Genomic DNA, 16,737 nt, shown 5'->3' on the forward strand with positions numbered 1-16,737 from the left:
TGAAACAGGCCGTGCGCGCCCTCGGCGCGCACGGATCGGCCACGGACACCGCGGTGTCCGCGCGGCTTACTGATAACCCTTGGGGAAGGGATCGGGCTTGATGAGATCCGCGGTTTCGTAGATCACGTTGAACTGACCATCCTTGCGGATCTGGCCGATGCGCGTCTTGCTCCAGAGATGGTGGTTCGGATCGATCTTGACGTAGCCTTCGGGCGCTTCCTTGAACTCCAGGTTCGCCGAGGCCGCCACGACCTTGTCGACATCGAAGCTGCCGGCCTTCTCGACGGCCATCTTCCAGAGCCACGGCCCGAGGTACGCGGCCTGGGTCACGTCGCCGATCACGGCGTTGGCGCCGTACTTGGCCTTGAACGCCTCGACGAATTTCTTGTTGTTGGGGTTGTCCAGGCTCTGGAAGTACTTCATGCACGACCAGAAGCCTTCGGCGTTTTCGCCGCCGATCCCCAGCAGCTCGTCTTCGGTGACCGAGATCGTGAGCAGCTTCTGCTTGTCGCTGGTCACGCCGGCCGCCTTGAGCTGCTTGTAGAACGACACGTTGCTGCCGCCCACCACCACGGCGAAGACCACGTCTGGCTTGCGCAGCTTGATCTTGTTGATCAGCGAACCGAACTGCGTGTGGCCCAGCGGGTAATACTCCTCGCCCACGACCTGGCCCTTGAGCACGTTTTCGATGTGCTTGCGGGCGATCTTGTTCGACGTGCGCGGCCAGATGTAATCCGAGCCGATCAGGTAGAAGCTCTTGGCCTTCTGCTCGCGTGCCAGCCAGTCCAGGCTCGAGAGGATTTGCTGCGTGGCCTCCTGCCCCGTGTAGAACACGTTCTTGGATTGCTCCAGGCCTTCGTAGAAGGTCGGGTAGTAGAGCAGGCCGTTTTCCTTCTCGAACACCGGCAGCACCGCCTTGCGCGAGGCCGAAGTCCAGCACCCGAACACGGTCGCCACCTTGTCGCTCACCAGCAGCTTGCGCGCCTTCTCGGCGAAGGTCGGCCAGTCGGACGCGCCGTCTTCCTGGATGACCTTGATCTTGCGGCCCAGGATCCCGCCCATCGCGTTGATCTGCTCGATCGCCAGGCGCTCGGACTGGATCGATCCCGTTTCGCTGATGGCCATCGTGCCCGTGGCGGAATGCAGCTGGCCGACGGTGACCTCGGTGTCGGTAATGGCGAGGCCCGTGGTGTTGATGGCGGACGTGGCCGGGGCGGCCGCCCGCGCCAGGGCCGGAACGCCCAGCAGCGGCAGGCCGGCCAGGGTCAGCGCGACACGGCGGCGCGAGGGCGACACGGGGCCTGCGCCGGCCCGATCGAAGGGGGATTTGCCAGACATCGGGGAACTCCTAACGAGAGATCACGACCAGGGAAACCGAGCATGTGCGGAGCAGACCGCGGCCCGGAGCTTGGGTGCATACTAGGAACCCATGACGCACTGCAACATACGTTGATTGACGTACAGGCACGCCGCGCCGCCCGGGCTACAAAACGTCGTACGTCAAACGACGCATGCCGCAAGCGCACTCATCGCGGCCGCGCCCTGTCCCGCGTCCTCGCCGGAGTCCTGTCTTGTCAACCAGTGCACCGCAACGCATCGTCAAGATTCGCCGCGACTACAACACCTGGGTCTCGAACGAGACCCTCGAAGACTATGCGCTGCGCTTCACGCCGGTGTCGTTTCGCAAGTGGTCGGAGTTTCGCGTGGCGAATACAGCCGTCGGCGCGGTGTCGTTCCTCGCCCTGGAGGCGATCGGCGGCGCGCTCGCGCTGAACTACGGATTCGTCAACGCGTTCTGGGCCATCGTGGCCGTGGCGATCGTCACCTTCCTGACGGGCCTGCCCATCGCGTATTACGCGGCGCGCGAAGGCCTGGACATGGACCTGCTGACGCGCGGCGCGGGCTTCGGCTACATCGGCTCGACCATCACCTCGCTGATCTACGCGTCGTTCACGTTCATCTTCTTCGCGCTCGAGGCGGCCATCATGGCGCTGGCCCTGGAGCTGGCGACGGGCCTGCCGCTCACGATCGGCTATCTGCTGTGCGCGGTGGTCGTGATTCCGCTCGTGACCTACGGCATCACCTTCATCAACCGCCTGCAGGCCTGGACCCAGCCGGTCTGGCTGCTGCTGTTGCTGCTGCCGTATGCGTTCATCCTGTTCAAGGATCCCGGCGCGGTCGCCGACTTCCTGCGCTTCGAGGGCTACGACGGCCGCGGCGGCAACTTCAACCTGCTCATGTTCGGCGCCGCGGTGGCGGTGGCCGCCTCGCTCGTGACGCAGATAGGCGAGCAGGTCGACTACCTGCGCTTCCTGCCGCCCCGCACGCGCGCCAACCGCGTGCGCTGGTGGGCCGCCCTGCTCTGCGCGGGCCCGGGCTGGATCCTGCCCGGCGCGGCCAAAATCCTGGGCGGCGCGTTCCTCGCCTACCTGGCGCTCGGGCACGGCGTGAGCGCCGAAAAGGCCGCGGACCCCAACCACATGTATCTGATCGCCTACGGCTATGTGGTCGACCATGGCGGGCTGGCGCTGGCACTGGTGACGCTGTTCGTGGTGGTGTCGCAGATCAAGATCAATGTCACGAACGCCTATGCCGGCTCGCTGGCCTGGTCCAACTTCTTCGCCCGCGTCACGCACAGCCACCCGGGCCGCGTCGTCTGGCTGGTGTTCAACGTGCTGATCGCGGTGGTGCTGATGGAGATGGGCGTGTTCGGCGCGCTCGAGCATGTGCTCGCGCTGTTCTCGCATGTGGCGCTGGCCTGGATCGGCGCGCTGGTGGCCGACCTGGTCATCAACAAGCCGCTCGGCCTGTCGCCCGCCCGCATCGAGTTTCGCCGCGCCTATCTGTACGACATCAACCCCGTGGGCGTGGGCAGCATGCTGATCGCGATCTCGCTGGCGCTGCTGGCCTTCGCGGGCGTGTTTCCGGGTACGGCGGGCGCGCTGGCCCAGGCGCTGTCGCCGTTCGTGGCGCTGCTGGCCGCGTTTGCCTGCGCGCCGCTGATCGCCTGGGCCACGCGCGGGCGCTACAACCTGGCGCGCCCTCCGCAGGCCCTGCCCGGCACGCAGGCGCTGGCCTGCGTGATCTGCGCCAACCCCTTCGAGCCGCCCGACATGGCGCATTGCCCGGCCTACAACGGCGCCATCTGTTCCTTGTGCTGCACGCTGGACGCACGCTGCCACGACCGCTGCAAACCCCAGTCGCGGCTGCAGGACCAGGTCGGCGGCGCCTTGCAGCGCATCCTGCCCGCGGGTCTGAGCGGCGTGCTTCACACCCGTCTGGTGCACTACCTGCTCATCGTGAGCGGCATCGCGCTGTTGCTGGGCGCGATCCTGGGGCTGATCTATTACCAGGAAGCCGTGAGCTATCGTCATGCGGCGCTGGAACTCGCCACGCTGCGCGCCACCTTCTTCAAGCTCTACGCGGCGCTGCTTTTGATCGCCGGGGTGGCGGCCTGGTGGCTGGTGCTCACGCAGGAGAGCCGGCGCGTGGCGCAGGAAGAGTCGGATCGCCAGACCACGCTGCTGCTGCGCGAGATCGAGGCGCACGGCCACACCGACGCGCAGTTGCAGCAGGCGAAAGAGGCCGCCGAAAGCGCCAACCTCGCCAAGAGCCGCTTCATGAGCGGCATGAGCCACGAGCTGCGGGCGCCGCTCAACAGCATCCTGGGCTATGCCCAGATCCTGCAACGCGACCCGACATTGCCCGCGCCGCGCCGCGAGGCCATCGACGTGATCCACCGCAGCGGCAGGCACCTGGTCGGCCTGATCGACGGGCTGCTGGATATCGCGCGGATCGAAGCCGGCAAGCTGCGCCTCGAGAACGGCGAGCTGCGCCTGCCCGAATTCCTGGAGCAGATGGTCCAGATGTTCCGGCCGCAGACCTCGCTCAAGGGCCTGCATTTCCGCTATGAGTGCGCGCCCGATCTGCCGCAGATCGTGCACATCGACGAGAAGCGTCTGCGCCAGATCCTGATCAACCTGCTCAGCAATGCGGTCAAGTTCACGCAGGCGGGCGAGGTGGCCCTGCGCGTCCAGTACGCCGCCGACATGGTGCAGTTCGCGGTGAGCGACACGGGCATGGGCATCCCGGAGGCCGACATGGAGCGCATCTTTCTGCCTTTCGAGCGCAGCTGGGCCGCGGCCGAACAGGCCGATACCGGCACCGGGCTGGGCCTCACGATCTGCCGCATGCTCACCAACATCATGGGCGGCGAGATCCGCGTGCGTAGCCAGGTCGGCGCGGGCAGCACGTTCACGCTCAAGCTGTTCCTGCCCGAAGTGCGCTCGCCGCGCGGCGACGCGCGTCCCGCGGGACCGGTGATCGGCTATGAGGGCGAACGGCTGCGCATCCTCACGGTCGACGATCAGGCGTCGCAGCGCCGTCTGGTCCGCGACATGCTCGAACCGCTGGGCTTCGCCGTGCACGAAGCGGACGGCGGACCCGCCTGCCTGGCGTGCGTGCACACGCTGCGCCCCGCCCTGATCCTGATGGACGTCTCGATGCCCGCGATGGCCGGCTGGGACGTGTGCCGCGCGTTGCGCGCCGAAGGCGTCGCGGTGCCTATCGTGATGCTGTCGGCCAATGTGCATGGCCTGGATCCCAAGGAGACCGCCCAGAGCGGCCACACCGACTTCATCGCCAAGCCCGTGATCCTCGATGATCTGCTGGCGCGCATCGGCACGCATCTGCGCCTGCGCTGGATCACCGAGGCCGCGGCGCCGGTGCAGCCGGTGAGCGACGGCGAACTGCACGGCGTGGCGCTGGAACGCGAAGACGCCGAAGCGCTGCTCGAACTCGGCGCCATGGGCTACATCAAGGGCATTCTCGCCAAGCTCGACGAGATCGGCCAGCGGCAACCGCACGCCGCACGGCTCACGCGCCACCTGCACACCCTGGCCAGCGAATTCCAGCTCGCCGAGTTCAATCGACTGCTCAAAGACCATGTACAGCGCCATCATGCCCTCGCCCGATAAAAACCTCGTCATGCTGGTCGACGACGCGCCCGACAATCTCAAGATGCTGTCCACCGCGCTGGACGAGGCCGGGTACCGCGTGCTGATCGCGACCGACGGCCTCAGCGCCATCGAGCGGGTGGATTACGTGGTGCCGGACATCGTGCTCATGGATGCCGTGATGCCCGGCATGGACGGTTTCGAGACCTGCGCGCGCCTGAAGGCCCATCACGCGGCCGCGCAGGTGCCGGTGGTCTTCATGACCGGACTCACCGACCCGGAGCATGTGTTGCGGGGCTTTCGCAGCGGCGGCGTCGATTACGTGACCAAGCCGCTCGACCCGGACGTGGTGCTGGCGCGCCTGGACACGCATCTGCGCAATGCGCGCCATCTGTCGGCGGCCTACGATGCGCTGGACGCCGCCGCGCGCGCCGTGGTGGTACTGGACGCGCGGGGCCGCGCCATCTGGAAGACCGGGCGGGCGCGGCTGTGGCTGTCGGATTACCTGGGCAGCCCGGACGACGCTCCCGATCTGCCGGTGCCCCTGGCCGACTGGATCGCCAGCCATCTGCCGCAGGGGCCCGCCGCGCCGCCGTGGGTGGTGCCCGGCGTGCGCGGCAATCTGGTGGTGAGCCTGTCGGCCTCGCGCCGGTCGGGCGAAACGCTGCTGCTGCTCGAAGAACGCCCGCACCCCGCGCCCCCGTCGGAGTCGCTGGCCACCGCCTACGGCCTCACCCCGCGCGAGCTCGATGTGCTGGACTGGCTCGCCAAGGGCAAGACCAATCGCGACATCGCCGACATCCTGGGCATGGCGCCGCGCACCGTGAACAAGCACCTGGAACACATATTCGTGAAGCTGGGCGTGGAAACCCGCACCGCCGCGGCGGCCATCGCGGCGCGCCACGCGGGCACCCGCTGACGGCCGGGGCCCGGCCCGGTGACGCGCACCCGCCAGTGCTAGAATGCGGCACTCCGCCACACGGGCGCGGGCGCTTTGCCCCAACCGCCCGTCTGCCGCGCGCTCGCCGTAGTTAAACGGATATAACCGGCCCCTCCTAAGGGTCAATTGGTGGTTCGATTCCACCCGGCGAGGCCAGCTCCCTTCCCGCCCCGCACACGCCTCGCGCTACGCCATCCTGCGCCTTGTGAAGCGTTCCGTCCGAGATCAGCTTCCTGCGCTTCGTCCCCATTCGGGATATACCCGCGCCCGGCACCGCCATTCAGCCTGCCGCAGGCCGTTCCGGTATACGCTTGCCGGCGCCGGCACGTCACCGCTGTCATGCCCGCCAATATGTCCCTTTATTTCATGCGCGGCTGCGTTGAAGTTCCACTTGCGCACAAGTTCAAATTGCTGTTTAAATTTGGCGCGTAACCCCCTAATTCAACTGGATTTTTTCAGTGCATTACTGAAACAGATCCGGGCAAGACATCTGAACATTCAGACAAGGTTTGTATCCCATGGCATTTTTCTGGATGAGAGCGATCTCGACGGCTCTGGCGCCCCTGGCGCTGGCAGCCGCTGCGCTCCTGCCCGTGGCCGCCCACGCGGCCCCTGCCAAGGATCCCTGCAAGACCAACGCGAAGTCGTCCGCCTGCAAGGCGGCGCAAGCCAAGAAAAAAACCAGCGCCGCGAAACCGACCAGCAAGTCTTCCAGCAAATCCTCGGCCAAGAGCAGCAGCAAGAGCGGCGCCAAGACGGCGTCCGCCAGCAAGAACTCCAACAGCAAGATCAAGGCATCCACGCGCAAGCAGGCCGCCAGGGCTGGCGCCGCCGCCGTGGCCACCGATGCGGCCATGCCGCCGGTCGCCGCCTCGCCGGCCGCCGAGGCGCGCGCGCTGCGCTCCAGCACGGCGTACGTGCAGGACCTCGAAACCTCCACGGTGATGTTCGCCAAGAACGAAAACGTGGTGCGCCCGATCGCCTCGATTTCCAAGCTCATGACCGCCCTGGTCGTGGTGGACGCCAACCTGCCGATGGACGAGGTGATCGAGGTCACCGATGACGACGTCGACACGCTCAAGCACACCACGTCGCGCCTGCGTGTGGGCACGCGCCTGTCGCGTGGCGACATGCTGCATCTAGCGCTGATGTCCTCCGAAAACCGGGCGGCGCACGCGCTGGGCCGCAACTACCCGGGCGGCCTGTCGGCCTTCGTGACCGCGATGAACGCCAAGGCCCGCTCGCTGGGCATGCTGAGCACGCATTTCGTCGAGCCCACCGGGCTGTCGAGCGAAAACGTGTCGTCGCCGCACGATCTGGCGCGGTTGCTGCGTGCCACGGCGCAGCGTCCGCTGATCCACCGCTATTCCACCGACACGGAATACGACGTCGAGATCAACAAGCGCACGCAAACCTTCCGCAACACCAATCTGCTGGTGCGCAAGCCCGACTGGGATATCAAGGTGTCCAAGACCGGCTTCATCAACGAAGCGGGCGAATGCCTCGTCATGCTGGCGCGGATCAACGGCCGCGATGTCGCCATCGTGCTGCTCGACTCGCAAGGAAAGCTGTCCCGCATCGGCGACGCCGTGCGCATCCGACGCATTCTGCAAAGCGACGTGGCCATGCTCTAAGACCTCGCGCTCAATAACAAAAATCGCCGCTGCTCACACAGCGGCGTTTTTTTTGCAGAATCGCGCCAGGCGCGTGCAGCGCCGGCGGCGGCAGGCTGGGCCGGTATCAGGCGGTATGCGCGGGCACGCGCAGCGGCTGCTCGTCGTAGAGGTTTGCCGGCAGGCCCTGCAACACGGTGCGGGCGTCGAGCCCGCGAATCGGGACCGAGGCATCGCGCGGGATGCGGCCATCGGCCTGCAGCATCTGGTACCGCAGGCAGCACACGCGCAGGAACGAGGTGAAGTTGGCGGCCTCGCCGCGGTACTCGCTCAGCTCGTCGTAGAGCCGCTCGATCAGCTGCGTGACGCGCATGCCGTCGCGCGCCGCGATCTCCTCCAGCACGTTCCAGAAGAGCTTTTCCATGCGCACGCTGGTGGCCACGCCGTGCAGACGCAGTGACCGGGCTTCGGTGGCATAGGATTGCGCGTTGGCGCGCACGAAGATTTCGCACATGGGGGCTCCCGCCGCGAGTGTGGGGATCCCTTGAATGTAGGCCGGGCGGCCCGCCAGGGCAATGGGGGCAAGGCCTGCGCCCGGCCCCCGCGGCCTCAGTGCGAGATGCGCGTGCCCAGCACGGCGAGGAACTGCGCCAGCCAGGCTGGGTGGGCCGGCCACGCGGGCGCGGTGACCAGATTGCCGTCGGTGTGGGCCTGATCGATGCCGATCTCGGCATAGGTGCCACCGGCCAGCTTCACCTCGGGCGCGCAGGCCGGATAGGCCGAGCAGGTGCGGCCTTTCAGGATGCCGGCGGCGGCGAGCAGCTGCGCGCCGTGGCAGACCGCCGCGATGGGCTTTTTGGCCTGGTCGAAGTGGCGCACGATCTCGAGCACGCGCTCGTTCAGCCGCAGGTACTCGGGCGCGCGGCCGCCCGGAATCACGAGCCCGTCGTAGTTTTCCGGCTCGACGCGGTCGAAGTCGTAATTGAGCGCGAAGTTATGACCGCGCTTTTCGCTGTAGGTCTGCGCGCCCTCGAAATCGTGGATCGCGGTGGCGACGCTGTCGCCGGCCTTCTTGTCGGGGCACACGGCATGCACCTTGTGGCCCACGGCCAGCAAGGTCTGGAACGGCACCATGGTTTCGTAGTCTTCGGCGTAATCGCCGACCAGCATCAGCAGTGTCTTGCTCATGAGCGTCTCCGGTGAGGACAGGATGGGCCGCGCGCGAATGCGGCGGCGTGTCGTTGTTCTTGTCGGAGCATTGTGCGAGACCGCCGCGCGGTACGGGTGGTATTCCCGTACCGCAGCTGCTACAGAATGCGGCGGCGCTCAGTCCGCGCGGAACCGCTGCGCCAGCGCGTCGCAGTGCCGCACCAGAATGGCGGCGTCCACGCCCACGGCGGTGTACAGGCTGCCGGCGGCCATATAGCGGCGCGCCAGCGTTTCGTCGGGGGTGAGCACGCCGGGGGCCTTGCCCGCCGCGCGCACCCGCGCGATCGCCCCTTCCACCGCCGCCACCACCTTGGGATGCCCCGGCTCGCCGGGATAGCCCAGACTGGCGGCGAGATCGGCGGGGCCGATGAAGACGCCATCGACGCCATCCACCGCGATGATGGCGTCGAGGTTCTCGAGCGCCTCGCCGGTCTCGGCCTGCACCAGCAGGCAGAGTTCTTCTTCGCAGCGCCGCATGTAATCCGGCACGCGGCCATAGCGGGTGGCGCGCATGGTGCCGCTCACGCCGCGCACACCGCGCGGCGCGTAGCGCATGCCGGCCACCGCGCTCTCGGCTTCGGCGGCGTTCTGCACATAGGGCAGCAACAGGGTCTGCGCGCCGATGTCCAGGTACTGTTTGATCTGGACCTTGTCGTTCCACGAGGGGCGGACCACGGCGTGGCTGCCGTAGCCGGCGGCGGCCTGCAGCTGCGCCATCACGGTGGGCAACACCACCGGCGTGTGCTCGGTATCGATCAGCAGCCAGTCGAAGCCGCTGGCCGCGACCAGCTCGGTGCTGTTGGGATGGCCCAGCGTGACCCACAGGCCAGTCTGGTGCCGCTGCTCGCGCAATGCGCGCTTGAACGGATTGATCGGGAGGTCCATACGCCGTGTCCTAGGAGAAGTGCACCGAGATGCTGCCGAGCTTGCCGTAGTCGGCGTGCAGGGTGTCGCCGCGCGCCACGGCCACCGTGCGCGTGAAGGAGCCGGCCAGCACGATGTGGCCCGCCTCCAGCCCGGTGTCGTGCAGCGCCAGCTTGTTGGCCAGCCATGCGATGCCCAGCGCCGGATGACCGAGCACCGCGGCCGACACGCCCGACTCCTCGATCACGCCGTTCTTGAAGAGCAGCGCGCCGACCCAGCGCAGATCGATGTCGAGCGGCCGCACCGGGCGGCCACCGAGCACGATGCCGGCGCAGGCGGCGTTGTCGGCGATGTTGTCGACGATCCGGCGCGGATACTTGCTGCGGCCATCGATCAGCTCGAGGGCGGGCACCACGTAATCGGTGGCGTCCAGCACATCGAACAGGCTGACGCCGGGCCCGCGCAGCGGCTTGCCCAGCACGAAGGCCAGCTCCACTTCGACGCGCGGCACGATGAGCTTCTCGGTGGAGATGGTCTCGCCGTCCTGGAAGAACATCGTGTCGAGCAGATGGCCGTAATCGGGCTCGTCGATGCCGACCGTGCTCTGCATCGCCTTGGAGGTGAGGCCGATCTTGTGGCCGCGCAGGCGCGCGCCTGCGGCCAGTTTCTCGTCGATGATGCGCTGCTGGATGGCGTAGGAATCGGCGATCTCGATGTCCGGGAAGACTTGATCGAGCTGCGTGGTCGGCACGCCGGTGCGCTCGGCCTCGATCAGCAGTTGCGCGGCGCGGTCGCGGTCGGCGTCATTCAGCATGCGAGGCTCCTGCAGGCGTGACGGCCTCGTCGGCCACCGGGTTGGACAGCACACCGATGCCCGAGACCTCCACCTCGACGACATCGCCGGGCTTCAAGAAGCGCGGCGGCGTGAAGCGCACGCCGGCGCCGATGGGCGTGCCGGTCGAGATCACGTCGCCCGGCTTGAGCGTGGTCCAGATCGAGATGTAGCGGATCAGCTCGGCAAACGGAAACATCAGGTTGTCGGTGCTGTCCTGCTGGCGCAGCTCGCCGTTGACGCGCGTGCTCACGGTCAGGGGCGCGGCCGGGTCGAACTCGTCGGCCGTCACCAGCCACGGCCCCATCGAGCCGCTGGCGTCGAAGTTCTTGCCCTGCGTCACATTGAATTTGCCGTGCCGCAGCCAGTCGCGCACGGTGCCTTCGTTCAGGCAGGTCAGGCCGGCTACGTGCTGCCAGGCGTCCTCGGCGGCGATGCGCCGGCCGGTCTTGCCGATCACGATGGCGATCTCGCCCTCGTAATCGAGCTGCTCCGACTCGGGCGGACGCAGCAGCGCCTGGCCGTGGCCCACGAAGGAACCCGGAAAGCGCGGGAACACGCTGGGATAGGCCGGCGGCGCGCTGCCGTCCTGGTACTCCTCGTTGCGCTTGCCGTAGTTCACGCCCACGCAGATGATTTTTTCGGGCGCGAGAATCGGCGGCAGCAGCTGCACGTCGGCCAGCCGGTGCGTGACCGGGCGGGCCTGCGCGGCATGCGCCAGCTCGTCGAGCGCACCGGCTGCGAGCGCGGTGTGCAGGCTGGCGTGGCCCAGCTCGTCGAGCGCGACGATGTCGTGATCGCCGCGCAGCGCGCCGAAGCGCGTGCGGCCCTGATGCGAAAAGGTAAGCAGTTTCATGCGTCGAATCCAAACAGGCGGGCCGGGTTGTCGACCAGGATTTTTTTCAGGGTGGCGGCATCGCCGGCGTAGCGCACCAGCTGGTCCACCAGCCGGCCTTCGTCGGGCGTGGCCTTGACCGACACGGGGTGGGGCCAGTCGCTGCCCCACACCACCCGGTCGGGATTGGCGGCGATCAGGGCCTGCGCGAGCGGCGTGACGTCGTCCCAGGGCGGGCCGCCGCGCGAGAGCTTCTCGGTCAGCGACAGCATCACCCAGAAATTGCCGCGCTCGAGCAACTCGACGAGCTTCTGGCGCGTCGGGTCTGCCTCGCCCAGCGTGGGATCGGCGCGGCCCATGTGATCGAGCAGCACCGGAATGTCCAGGCGTTCGAACTGCGCGACCTGCGCCATCATGCCGTCGGGCTCGGGCTGAAATTTCGCGTACCAGCCGAGTTCGCGGATGCGCGCGATGGCGCGCTCGAACACCGCAGGCGCCATGCTGATGCCCAGGCCCTGGCGCGTGAAGCGCGCACCGCGCACGCCCGCATCGTGCAGCCTGGCCAGGTAGGCGTCGTCGCGCTCGGCCAGCACGACGGCATTGGCGCAGCCGCGATAGTTGGGCCCGGCCGCGGCCAGGCCGTCGAGCACCACCTCGTGGTCGGCGCCGTACGTGGTGGCCTGCACGATCACGCCGCGCTCGATCCCGAGCAGGCGATGCAGACGCAGCGCGACATCGATCGTGGCGCTCGGCATGGTGTAGGCCGCGCCGGGCCGCACCGGATAGCGCTCGGCAGGCCCGAACACGTGGAACTGGCTGTCGCAGGACAGGGGCGGCAGCCGCGTGGCCGGCGCCGTGGGGTTGGGATTGAATGCCTGATATTGCGTCATCGGCGTCTCCTCAATCGATCACGGCGACGAAGTCGCACTCGATCAGCTTGTCGCCATCGAGGTCGGCCTGCATGGTGTGGCGCGCGGGCCGGTCCTGCGGGTCGGGAAAGGCCCGCAACCACACGGCGTTCAGCGCGGCGCGTTGTCCGCGATCCCGCATCCACACGGTCATTTTGGCGATGTGGGCGAGCGAGCCGCCCCCGCCCTCGACGATGCGCCGCACGTGGTCGAACATCAGCTCGCACTGGCGCTCGAGCGTGTCGCCGTAGGCGCCCGTGGCGGGATCGGTGCCCTGGATGCTGCCCGAATACAGCATCGGGCCGATGCGGCACGCGGCCGGGATCGGGTTCTTGTGGCTGAAGCCTTCAGCATAGATGCTGCGTCTGCTCATGGCGTTATCCGTGTCGTGAGAGTGGGCGCGGGCGAGCGGCCTCAGTTGGCCGTGATGTTCGCGCGCTGAATGATCGGGGTCCAGCGCGCGTCTTCCGCGGCCAGATAGCGGGTGAATTCCTCGGGCGTGCTGCCGCGCGCCTCGGCGCCGAGATCCGCGAAGCGCTGCACGATGCCGGGTTCGGCGAGGATCTTGGTGAGCGCCGCGCTCAGCTGCGCCAGGATCTCGGGCGAGGTGCCCTTGGGGGCCAGCAGTCCCGTGAACGTGGCGGCCTCCATGCCCTGCACGCCGGCCTCGGCGAAGGTCGGCACATCGGGCATCGACGGCACCCGCTTGGCCGTGGTCACCGCGAGGGCGCGCAGGCGCCCTTCTTTCACGTACGGCAGCGCCACCGAGATCTGATCGAAGTTAAAGTCCACCTGGCCGCCCAGCAGGTCGGTGGTGGCCGGCGCATTGCCCTTGTATTGCGCGGTGGTCCAGCGCGCGCCGGTGAGCGACTGCAGCAGCTCACTCACGAGATGATTGGTCGTGCCGGCGCCGGGCGAGGCCATGTTGAGCTTGCCGGGCTCTTTCTTGGCCAGCTCGATGAGCTCGCCGAGCGTCTTGGCCGGCAGCGCCGGTTTGACCTGCAGCACCAGCGGCGTATACGAGATCGAGCTGATGGGCGCGAAGTCGCGATCCCATTTGTAGGCCTCGCGCTTGAAGATCAGCGGCGAGAACAGCAGCGGGCCATTGGCCGCCATGAAGAGCGTGTAGCCATCGGGATCGCTGCGGGCCACCTGCTCGCCCGCGATCATGCCGCCGGCGCCGGGCTTGTTTTCGACAATGAAGGGCTGGCCCAGCGCGGCCTGCAGCCCCGGCGCGATCAGCCGCGCGGCCACGTCCACATTGCCGCCCGGCGGATAGGGCACCACGATCTTGACGGGTTTCTCGGGCCAGGCCGCGTGAGCCAGGGAAGTGAAGGCGGTCAACGCCACGGCGGCGCAAAGGCGCATGCTGCGGTTCATGGTTTGTCTCCTGATCGTTGAATCACGTTTTGTTGTTGTGTGATGAGACTCTAGGAATTTGGCGGCGTGCGGACAACGCCGAATTGGCAAAAAGTTCCGAATATTGGACTTTTCGGCCGGATGCCTCTGATCCACGCCCGCCACTCGGCGGTTCCGAGACCGAAAATAAAGCGGTTTTCCGCGAGGCCGCGCGAGCGCCCCGCGCAATTGATGGTTCAATATCCGGACTACGAAGCGAGACTGCCATGCGCCTGGACGCCAGCGACCTGAATCCCGAACAGACCTACCGCCTCATGAGCGGCATCGTGGTGCCCCGGCCCATCGCCTGGATCAGCACCCTGAGCCCCGCGGGCGGCGTCAACCTCGCACCCTTCAGCTGCTACACCTTCGTGTCGAACACGCCGCCCATGGTGGGCGTGAACATCGGCCGCAAGGCGGGCGTGCGCAAGGACACCGCGAGCAACATCCTCGCGCACGGCCACTTCGTCGTGAACATCGGCGATGAGTCGCTGCTCGACGCCATCCACGCGAGCGCGGAGGAACACCCGCCCGAGATCAGCGAGGCCGAGCTGCTGGGCCTGGCGGTGCTGCCCGGCGAGACCATCGCCACGCCGCGCCTGGCCGACGCGCCGATCAGCCTGGAGTGCCGTTATCACAGTGTCACGCCGTTCGGCGCCACCGGCGCCGAGTTCTTCGTGGGCGAGGTGCTGCGCTTCCATATCCGCGATGGCCTGCTGCAGGACGGCAAGATCGACACCACGCTGCTGCGCCCGGTGTGCCGCATCGGCGGCCCCAACTACGCCGCGCTCGGTCCGATCGTGACCAAGCGCGCGATCCGCCAGACGGCCAAGTCCCTCATGCCGTCCGAGACCCCATGACCACCGCTGCCGACGAAGGCGCCGGCGGCGCCCAGACCGTGCGCCGCGCGCTGGCCTTGCTGCGCCTGGTCGCGTGCGGCCAGGAGCGCGGTGTACGCCTGGTCGACCTGGAGCGGATGTCCGGGCTGAACCGCCCGACCGTGCACCGGTTGTTGAAAACGCTGATCCAGGAAGGCGCCGTGGAACAGGACGCGGCGACGCGGCGCTATCTGATCGGGCCCGAGGTCAGCTTGCTGGGGCTGGCGCGCACGCGGCGGTTTCCGTTGCTGACACTGGCCGAGCCGTATCTGGCCGAGCTGGCCGATCAAGTCGGCGACACGGTGTTCCTGAGCATCCGCCACGGACACGATTCGATCTGCATCGGCCGCTGCACCGGTCATCATCCGATTCAGGTGCTGTCCATCGAGGTGGGCGTGCGCCGGCCGCTGGGCGTGGGCGTGTCGGGCGTGGCCCTGCTGGCGAACCTGGACCCGGCGCTGAGCCGCGTGCTGGTCGAAGACAACGCCGCCCGGCTCGGCGTGTTGGGCGAACGGGTCGACGACATCCTCGCGCGTGTCGAACAGGCCCGCGAGCGCGGGCTGGCGCATGCGCCGGCCGGCCTGATGCCCGGCACCAGCGCGGTCGCGTTGCCGATCCTGACCCCCGCGGGCGAGGCCCTGGGCGCGGTGACGGTCACGGCGATGGCGGAGCGCCTGGCGCCGCAACGCTTCGGGATGGTGACCGCGCGGATGCGCGAGACGGCGGCGGCGATCGCGGCGCGGCACGCGCAGCTGGCGCAAGCGAGCGCAAAGCGCGTGACGGCCTGAAGCGCCTCGCCCACCGGGTGCGACCCGCGCCGGCCGCGATGGCGGCTAGGCTTCGAGGCCGACGTTGACGGGCTTGGCGCCCAGCAGGTCCACCAGCACCCGCGGCGCGATGCCGATCAGGTAGCCCCGGCGTCCGCCGTTGATATAGATGTGCTCGTGGTCCAGCACGGTGGCCTCCACGAATACCGGCATGCGTTTGCGCGTGCCGAAGGGCGAGGTGCCGCCCACCTGATAGCCGGAGTGACGCTGCGCCACCTCGGGCTGGCAGGGCGCCACCTTCTTCAGGCCCGCCTGACGCGCGAGGTTCTTGGTGGAGACCTCGCGGTCGCCGTGCATCAGCACCACGAGCGGCCGCGCCGCCTCGTCTTCCATGATGAGCGTTTTGACCACCGCATGCGGATCCACGCCCAGCTGGCGCGCGGACTCCCGCGCCCCGCCGTGGTCGACGTAGTCATAGGTGTGCTCGGTATAGGCCGCCTTGTTCTGCTTGAGGAACTGCGTGGCGGGGGTTTCCGAGACGTGACGGCTGGTCTTGCTCATGATGGCATCGGGAAGTGAGCTCAGGCGCGCGGATGATGCGCCGCATGCAACGCGCGCAAGCGTTCACGCGCGACGTGAGTATAGATCTGGGTGGTGGAAATATCGGCGTGGCCGAGCAGCAGCTGCACCACGCGCAGGTCGGCGCCGTGGTTCAGCAGATGCGTGGCGAAGGCATGGCGCAGCACGTGGGGCGACAGCGGCGCGCGCACGTCAGCGAGCAGCGCGTATTTTTTCACCAGCTGCCAGAAGGCCTGCCGCGACATCGCCTCGGCGCGCGCCGTGAGAAACATCGCGTCGGCGGCACGCCCGCCCGCGAGCTCGGGCCGCGCCTCGCGCAGATACTGATCGAGCCAGTGCGCGGCCTCGGCGCCCAGCGGCACGAGCCGGTCTTTGCCACCCTTGCCCTGCACCACGCGCACCACGCCCTCGTTCAGACTCACGTCGAGCACTTTCACGCCGACGAGCTCGCTGACGCGCAAGCCCGTGGCATACAGGGTTTCGAGCATGGCCCGATCGCGCAGGCCCCGCGCGGTCTTGAGATCGGGCGCGGCCAGCAGCGCCTCCACCTGGTTCTCCGACAGGGTCTTGGGCACGCGCAGCGGCTGTTTGGCCGCCACCAGCGTCAGACAGGGATCGGCCTGAACCAGATGTTCGCGCAACGCCCAGGCATAGAAGCGGCGCAAGGCCGCGAGCCGGCGGTTGGCGGTGGTGGGACGGCTTTCTTCGTGACGCGCGGCGAACCAGGCCGAGATGTCGGCGGCGCCCGCCTCGCGGAGCTGGCCGGCGCCGGCCAGCCCGCCGTGCTCGCCCGGATGCTCGAGCCAGTGCGCGAACGCGCTCAGGTCGCGCCGGTAGGCGGCCAGCGTGTTGGCGGCAAGGCCGTCCTCGAGCCAGACGGCATCGATGAAGGCGTCGATGTCGGCTTGCGAAACCAGGGTGGCGCGGTCGGTCATGGGTGGGACGTCACGGGTCGGAGG

The 16,737-nt window shown here is 68.0% G+C and carries 16 protein-coding genes and 1 tRNA gene; 6 read left to right on the forward strand and 11 right to left on the reverse strand.

Features of this window, described 5'->3' with window-relative positions; all coding sequences use genetic code 11:
- Positions 1-66 precede the first annotated feature (66 nt).
- On the reverse strand, positions 67-1,338 hold the full coding sequence (urtA, locus tag CEK29_RS17970) for an urea ABC transporter substrate-binding protein (RefSeq protein ID WP_094802777.1): 1,272 nt from the start codon (positions 1,336-1,338) through the stop codon (positions 67-69).
- A 233-nt stretch (positions 1,339-1,571) separates the two neighbouring features.
- Here urtA and CEK29_RS17975 point away from each other — a divergent pair, with 233 nt between their 5' ends.
- The 4 genes from CEK29_RS17975 (at position 1,572) to pbpG (ending at position 7,529) form a co-directional block, all read left to right on the forward strand.
- Positions 1,572-4,976, forward strand: coding sequence for a hybrid sensor histidine kinase/response regulator (locus CEK29_RS17975; RefSeq protein WP_094858868.1), 3,405 nt, complete (start codon positions 1,572-1,574; stop codon positions 4,974-4,976).
- A complete protein-coding gene (locus CEK29_RS17980) occupies positions 4,945-5,874 on the forward strand; it encodes a response regulator transcription factor (protein ID WP_212590920.1) in 930 nt (309 codons plus the stop codon). The genes CEK29_RS17975 and CEK29_RS17980 overlap by 32 nt, the downstream gene beginning before the upstream one ends.
- Positions 5,875-5,976: 102 nt before the next feature.
- Positions 5,977-6,051, forward strand: a tRNA-Arg gene (locus CEK29_RS17985).
- A gap of 362 nt (positions 6,052-6,413) precedes the next feature.
- Positions 6,414-7,529 carry a D-alanyl-D-alanine endopeptidase gene (pbpG, locus tag CEK29_RS17990; RefSeq protein WP_094858869.1) on the forward strand — a complete coding sequence of 372 codons (1,116 nt, stop codon included), beginning with the start codon at positions 6,414-6,416 and terminating at the stop codon, positions 7,527-7,529.
- A gap of 106 nt (positions 7,530-7,635) precedes the next feature.
- Here pbpG and CEK29_RS17995 read toward each other — a convergent pair whose 3' ends face one another.
- The 8 genes from CEK29_RS17995 to CEK29_RS18030 all read right to left on the reverse strand — a co-directional run bounded on the left by CEK29_RS17995 (position 7,636) and on the right by CEK29_RS18030 (position 13,536).
- The gene (locus CEK29_RS17995; RefSeq protein ID WP_094858870.1) at positions 7,636-8,022 is read right to left on the reverse strand and encodes a ribbon-helix-helix domain-containing protein; all 387 of its coding nucleotides are present in this window, start codon (positions 8,020-8,022) and stop codon (positions 7,636-7,638) included.
- 95 nt (positions 8,023-8,117) lie between these two features.
- Entirely contained in the window at positions 8,118-8,696 is a 579-nt protein-coding gene (locus tag CEK29_RS18000) for a DJ-1/PfpI family protein (protein WP_094802785.1), read from the reverse strand.
- 138 nt (positions 8,697-8,834) lie between these two features.
- Positions 8,835-9,602, reverse strand: coding sequence for an HpcH/HpaI aldolase family protein (locus CEK29_RS18005; protein ID WP_094802787.1), 768 nt, complete (start codon positions 9,600-9,602; stop codon positions 8,835-8,837).
- Between the two features lie 10 nt (positions 9,603-9,612).
- Positions 9,613-10,395, reverse strand: a complete 783-nt coding sequence (gene hpaH, locus CEK29_RS18010) for a 2-oxo-hept-4-ene-1,7-dioate hydratase (RefSeq protein ID WP_094858871.1) — start codon at positions 10,393-10,395, stop codon at positions 9,613-9,615.
- A complete protein-coding gene (locus CEK29_RS18015) occupies positions 10,385-11,269 on the reverse strand; it encodes a fumarylacetoacetate hydrolase family protein (RefSeq protein WP_094802791.1) in 885 nt (294 codons plus the stop codon). Before CEK29_RS18015 ends, hpaH begins: the two co-directional genes overlap by 11 nt.
- Positions 11,266-12,138 carry an amidohydrolase family protein gene (locus CEK29_RS18020; RefSeq protein ID WP_094858872.1) on the reverse strand — a complete coding sequence of 291 codons (873 nt, stop codon included), beginning with the start codon at positions 12,136-12,138 and terminating at the stop codon, positions 11,266-11,268. Before CEK29_RS18020 ends, CEK29_RS18015 begins: the two co-directional genes overlap by 4 nt.
- A 10-nt stretch (positions 12,139-12,148) precedes the next feature.
- On the reverse strand, positions 12,149-12,529 hold the full coding sequence (locus tag CEK29_RS18025) for a RidA family protein (RefSeq protein WP_094858873.1): 381 nt from the start codon (positions 12,527-12,529) through the stop codon (positions 12,149-12,151).
- 41 nt (positions 12,530-12,570) lie between these two features.
- Entirely contained in the window at positions 12,571-13,536 is a 966-nt protein-coding gene (locus CEK29_RS18030) for a Bug family tripartite tricarboxylate transporter substrate binding protein (protein ID WP_094858874.1), read from the reverse strand.
- Positions 13,537-13,781: 245 nt separating this feature from the next.
- Here CEK29_RS18030 and CEK29_RS18035 point away from each other — a divergent pair, with 245 nt between their 5' ends.
- Together CEK29_RS18035 and CEK29_RS18040 are read left to right on the forward strand one after the other, a co-directional pair.
- The gene (locus CEK29_RS18035; RefSeq protein WP_094858875.1) at positions 13,782-14,414 is read left to right on the forward strand and encodes a flavin reductase family protein; all 633 of its coding nucleotides are present in this window, start codon (positions 13,782-13,784) and stop codon (positions 14,412-14,414) included.
- Positions 14,411-15,220 (forward strand): IclR family transcriptional regulator, encoded by an 810-nt coding sequence (locus CEK29_RS18040; RefSeq protein WP_094802801.1) that lies wholly within the window; start codon positions 14,411-14,413, stop codon positions 15,218-15,220. Before CEK29_RS18035 ends, CEK29_RS18040 begins: the two co-directional genes overlap by 4 nt.
- A 45-nt stretch (positions 15,221-15,265) precedes the next feature.
- On the opposite strand, the gene ybaK is transcribed toward CEK29_RS18040, so the two are convergent.
- Together ybaK and xerD are read right to left on the reverse strand one after the other, a co-directional pair.
- Positions 15,266-15,760: a Cys-tRNA(Pro) deacylase gene (ybaK, locus tag CEK29_RS18045; protein ID WP_094858876.1), complete on the reverse strand. Its 495-nt coding sequence runs from the start codon at positions 15,758-15,760 to the stop codon at positions 15,266-15,268.
- A gap of 20 nt (positions 15,761-15,780) precedes the next feature.
- Positions 15,781-16,713, reverse strand: coding sequence for a site-specific tyrosine recombinase XerD (xerD, locus tag CEK29_RS18050; protein WP_094858877.1), 933 nt, complete (start codon positions 16,711-16,713; stop codon positions 15,781-15,783).
- Positions 16,714-16,737: the final 24 nt, after the last annotated feature.

Source organism: Bordetella genomosp. 5 (assembly GCF_002261475.1).
Classification (GTDB): domain Bacteria; phylum Pseudomonadota; class Gammaproteobacteria; order Burkholderiales; family Burkholderiaceae_B; genus Bordetella.

Bases quoted from the DNA above. Each gene is read 5' to 3' on its own strand.
- urtA (WP_094802777.1), bottom strand. From the start codon at position 1,338: ATGTCTGGCAAATCCCCCTTCGATCGGGCCGGCGCAGGCCCCGTGTCG.
- CEK29_RS17980 (WP_212590920.1), top strand. From the start codon at position 4,945: ATGTACAGCGCCATCATGCCCTCGCCCGATAAAAACCTCGTCATGCTG.
- pbpG (WP_094858869.1), top strand. From the start codon at position 6,414: ATGGCATTTTTCTGGATGAGAGCGATCTCGACGGCTCTGGCGCCCCTG.
- CEK29_RS17995 (WP_094858870.1), bottom strand. From the start codon at position 8,022: ATGTGCGAAATCTTCGTGCGCGCCAACGCGCAATCCTATGCCACCGAA.
- CEK29_RS18000 (WP_094802785.1), bottom strand. From the start codon at position 8,696: ATGAGCAAGACACTGCTGATGCTGGTCGGCGATTACGCCGAAGACTAC.
- CEK29_RS18005 (WP_094802787.1), bottom strand. From the start codon at position 9,602: ATGGACCTCCCGATCAATCCGTTCAAGCGCGCATTGCGCGAGCAGCGG.
- hpaH (WP_094858871.1), bottom strand. From the start codon at position 10,395: ATGCTGAATGACGCCGACCGCGACCGCGCCGCGCAACTGCTGATCGAG.
- CEK29_RS18015 (WP_094802791.1), bottom strand. From the start codon at position 11,269: ATGAAACTGCTTACCTTTTCGCATCAGGGCCGCACGCGCTTCGGCGCG.
- CEK29_RS18020 (WP_094858872.1), bottom strand. From the start codon at position 12,138: ATGACGCAATATCAGGCATTCAATCCCAACCCCACGGCGCCGGCCACG.
- CEK29_RS18025 (WP_094858873.1), bottom strand. From the start codon at position 12,529: ATGAGCAGACGCAGCATCTATGCTGAAGGCTTCAGCCACAAGAACCCG.
- CEK29_RS18030 (WP_094858874.1), bottom strand. From the start codon at position 13,536: ATGAACCGCAGCATGCGCCTTTGCGCCGCCGTGGCGTTGACCGCCTTC.
- CEK29_RS18035 (WP_094858875.1), top strand. From the start codon at position 13,782: ATGCGCCTGGACGCCAGCGACCTGAATCCCGAACAGACCTACCGCCTC.
- CEK29_RS18040 (WP_094802801.1), top strand. From the start codon at position 14,411: ATGACCACCGCTGCCGACGAAGGCGCCGGCGGCGCCCAGACCGTGCGC.
- ybaK (WP_094858876.1), bottom strand. From the start codon at position 15,760: ATGAGCAAGACCAGCCGTCACGTCTCGGAAACCCCCGCCACGCAGTTC.
- xerD (WP_094858877.1), bottom strand. From the start codon at position 16,713: ATGACCGACCGCGCCACCCTGGTTTCGCAAGCCGACATCGACGCCTTC.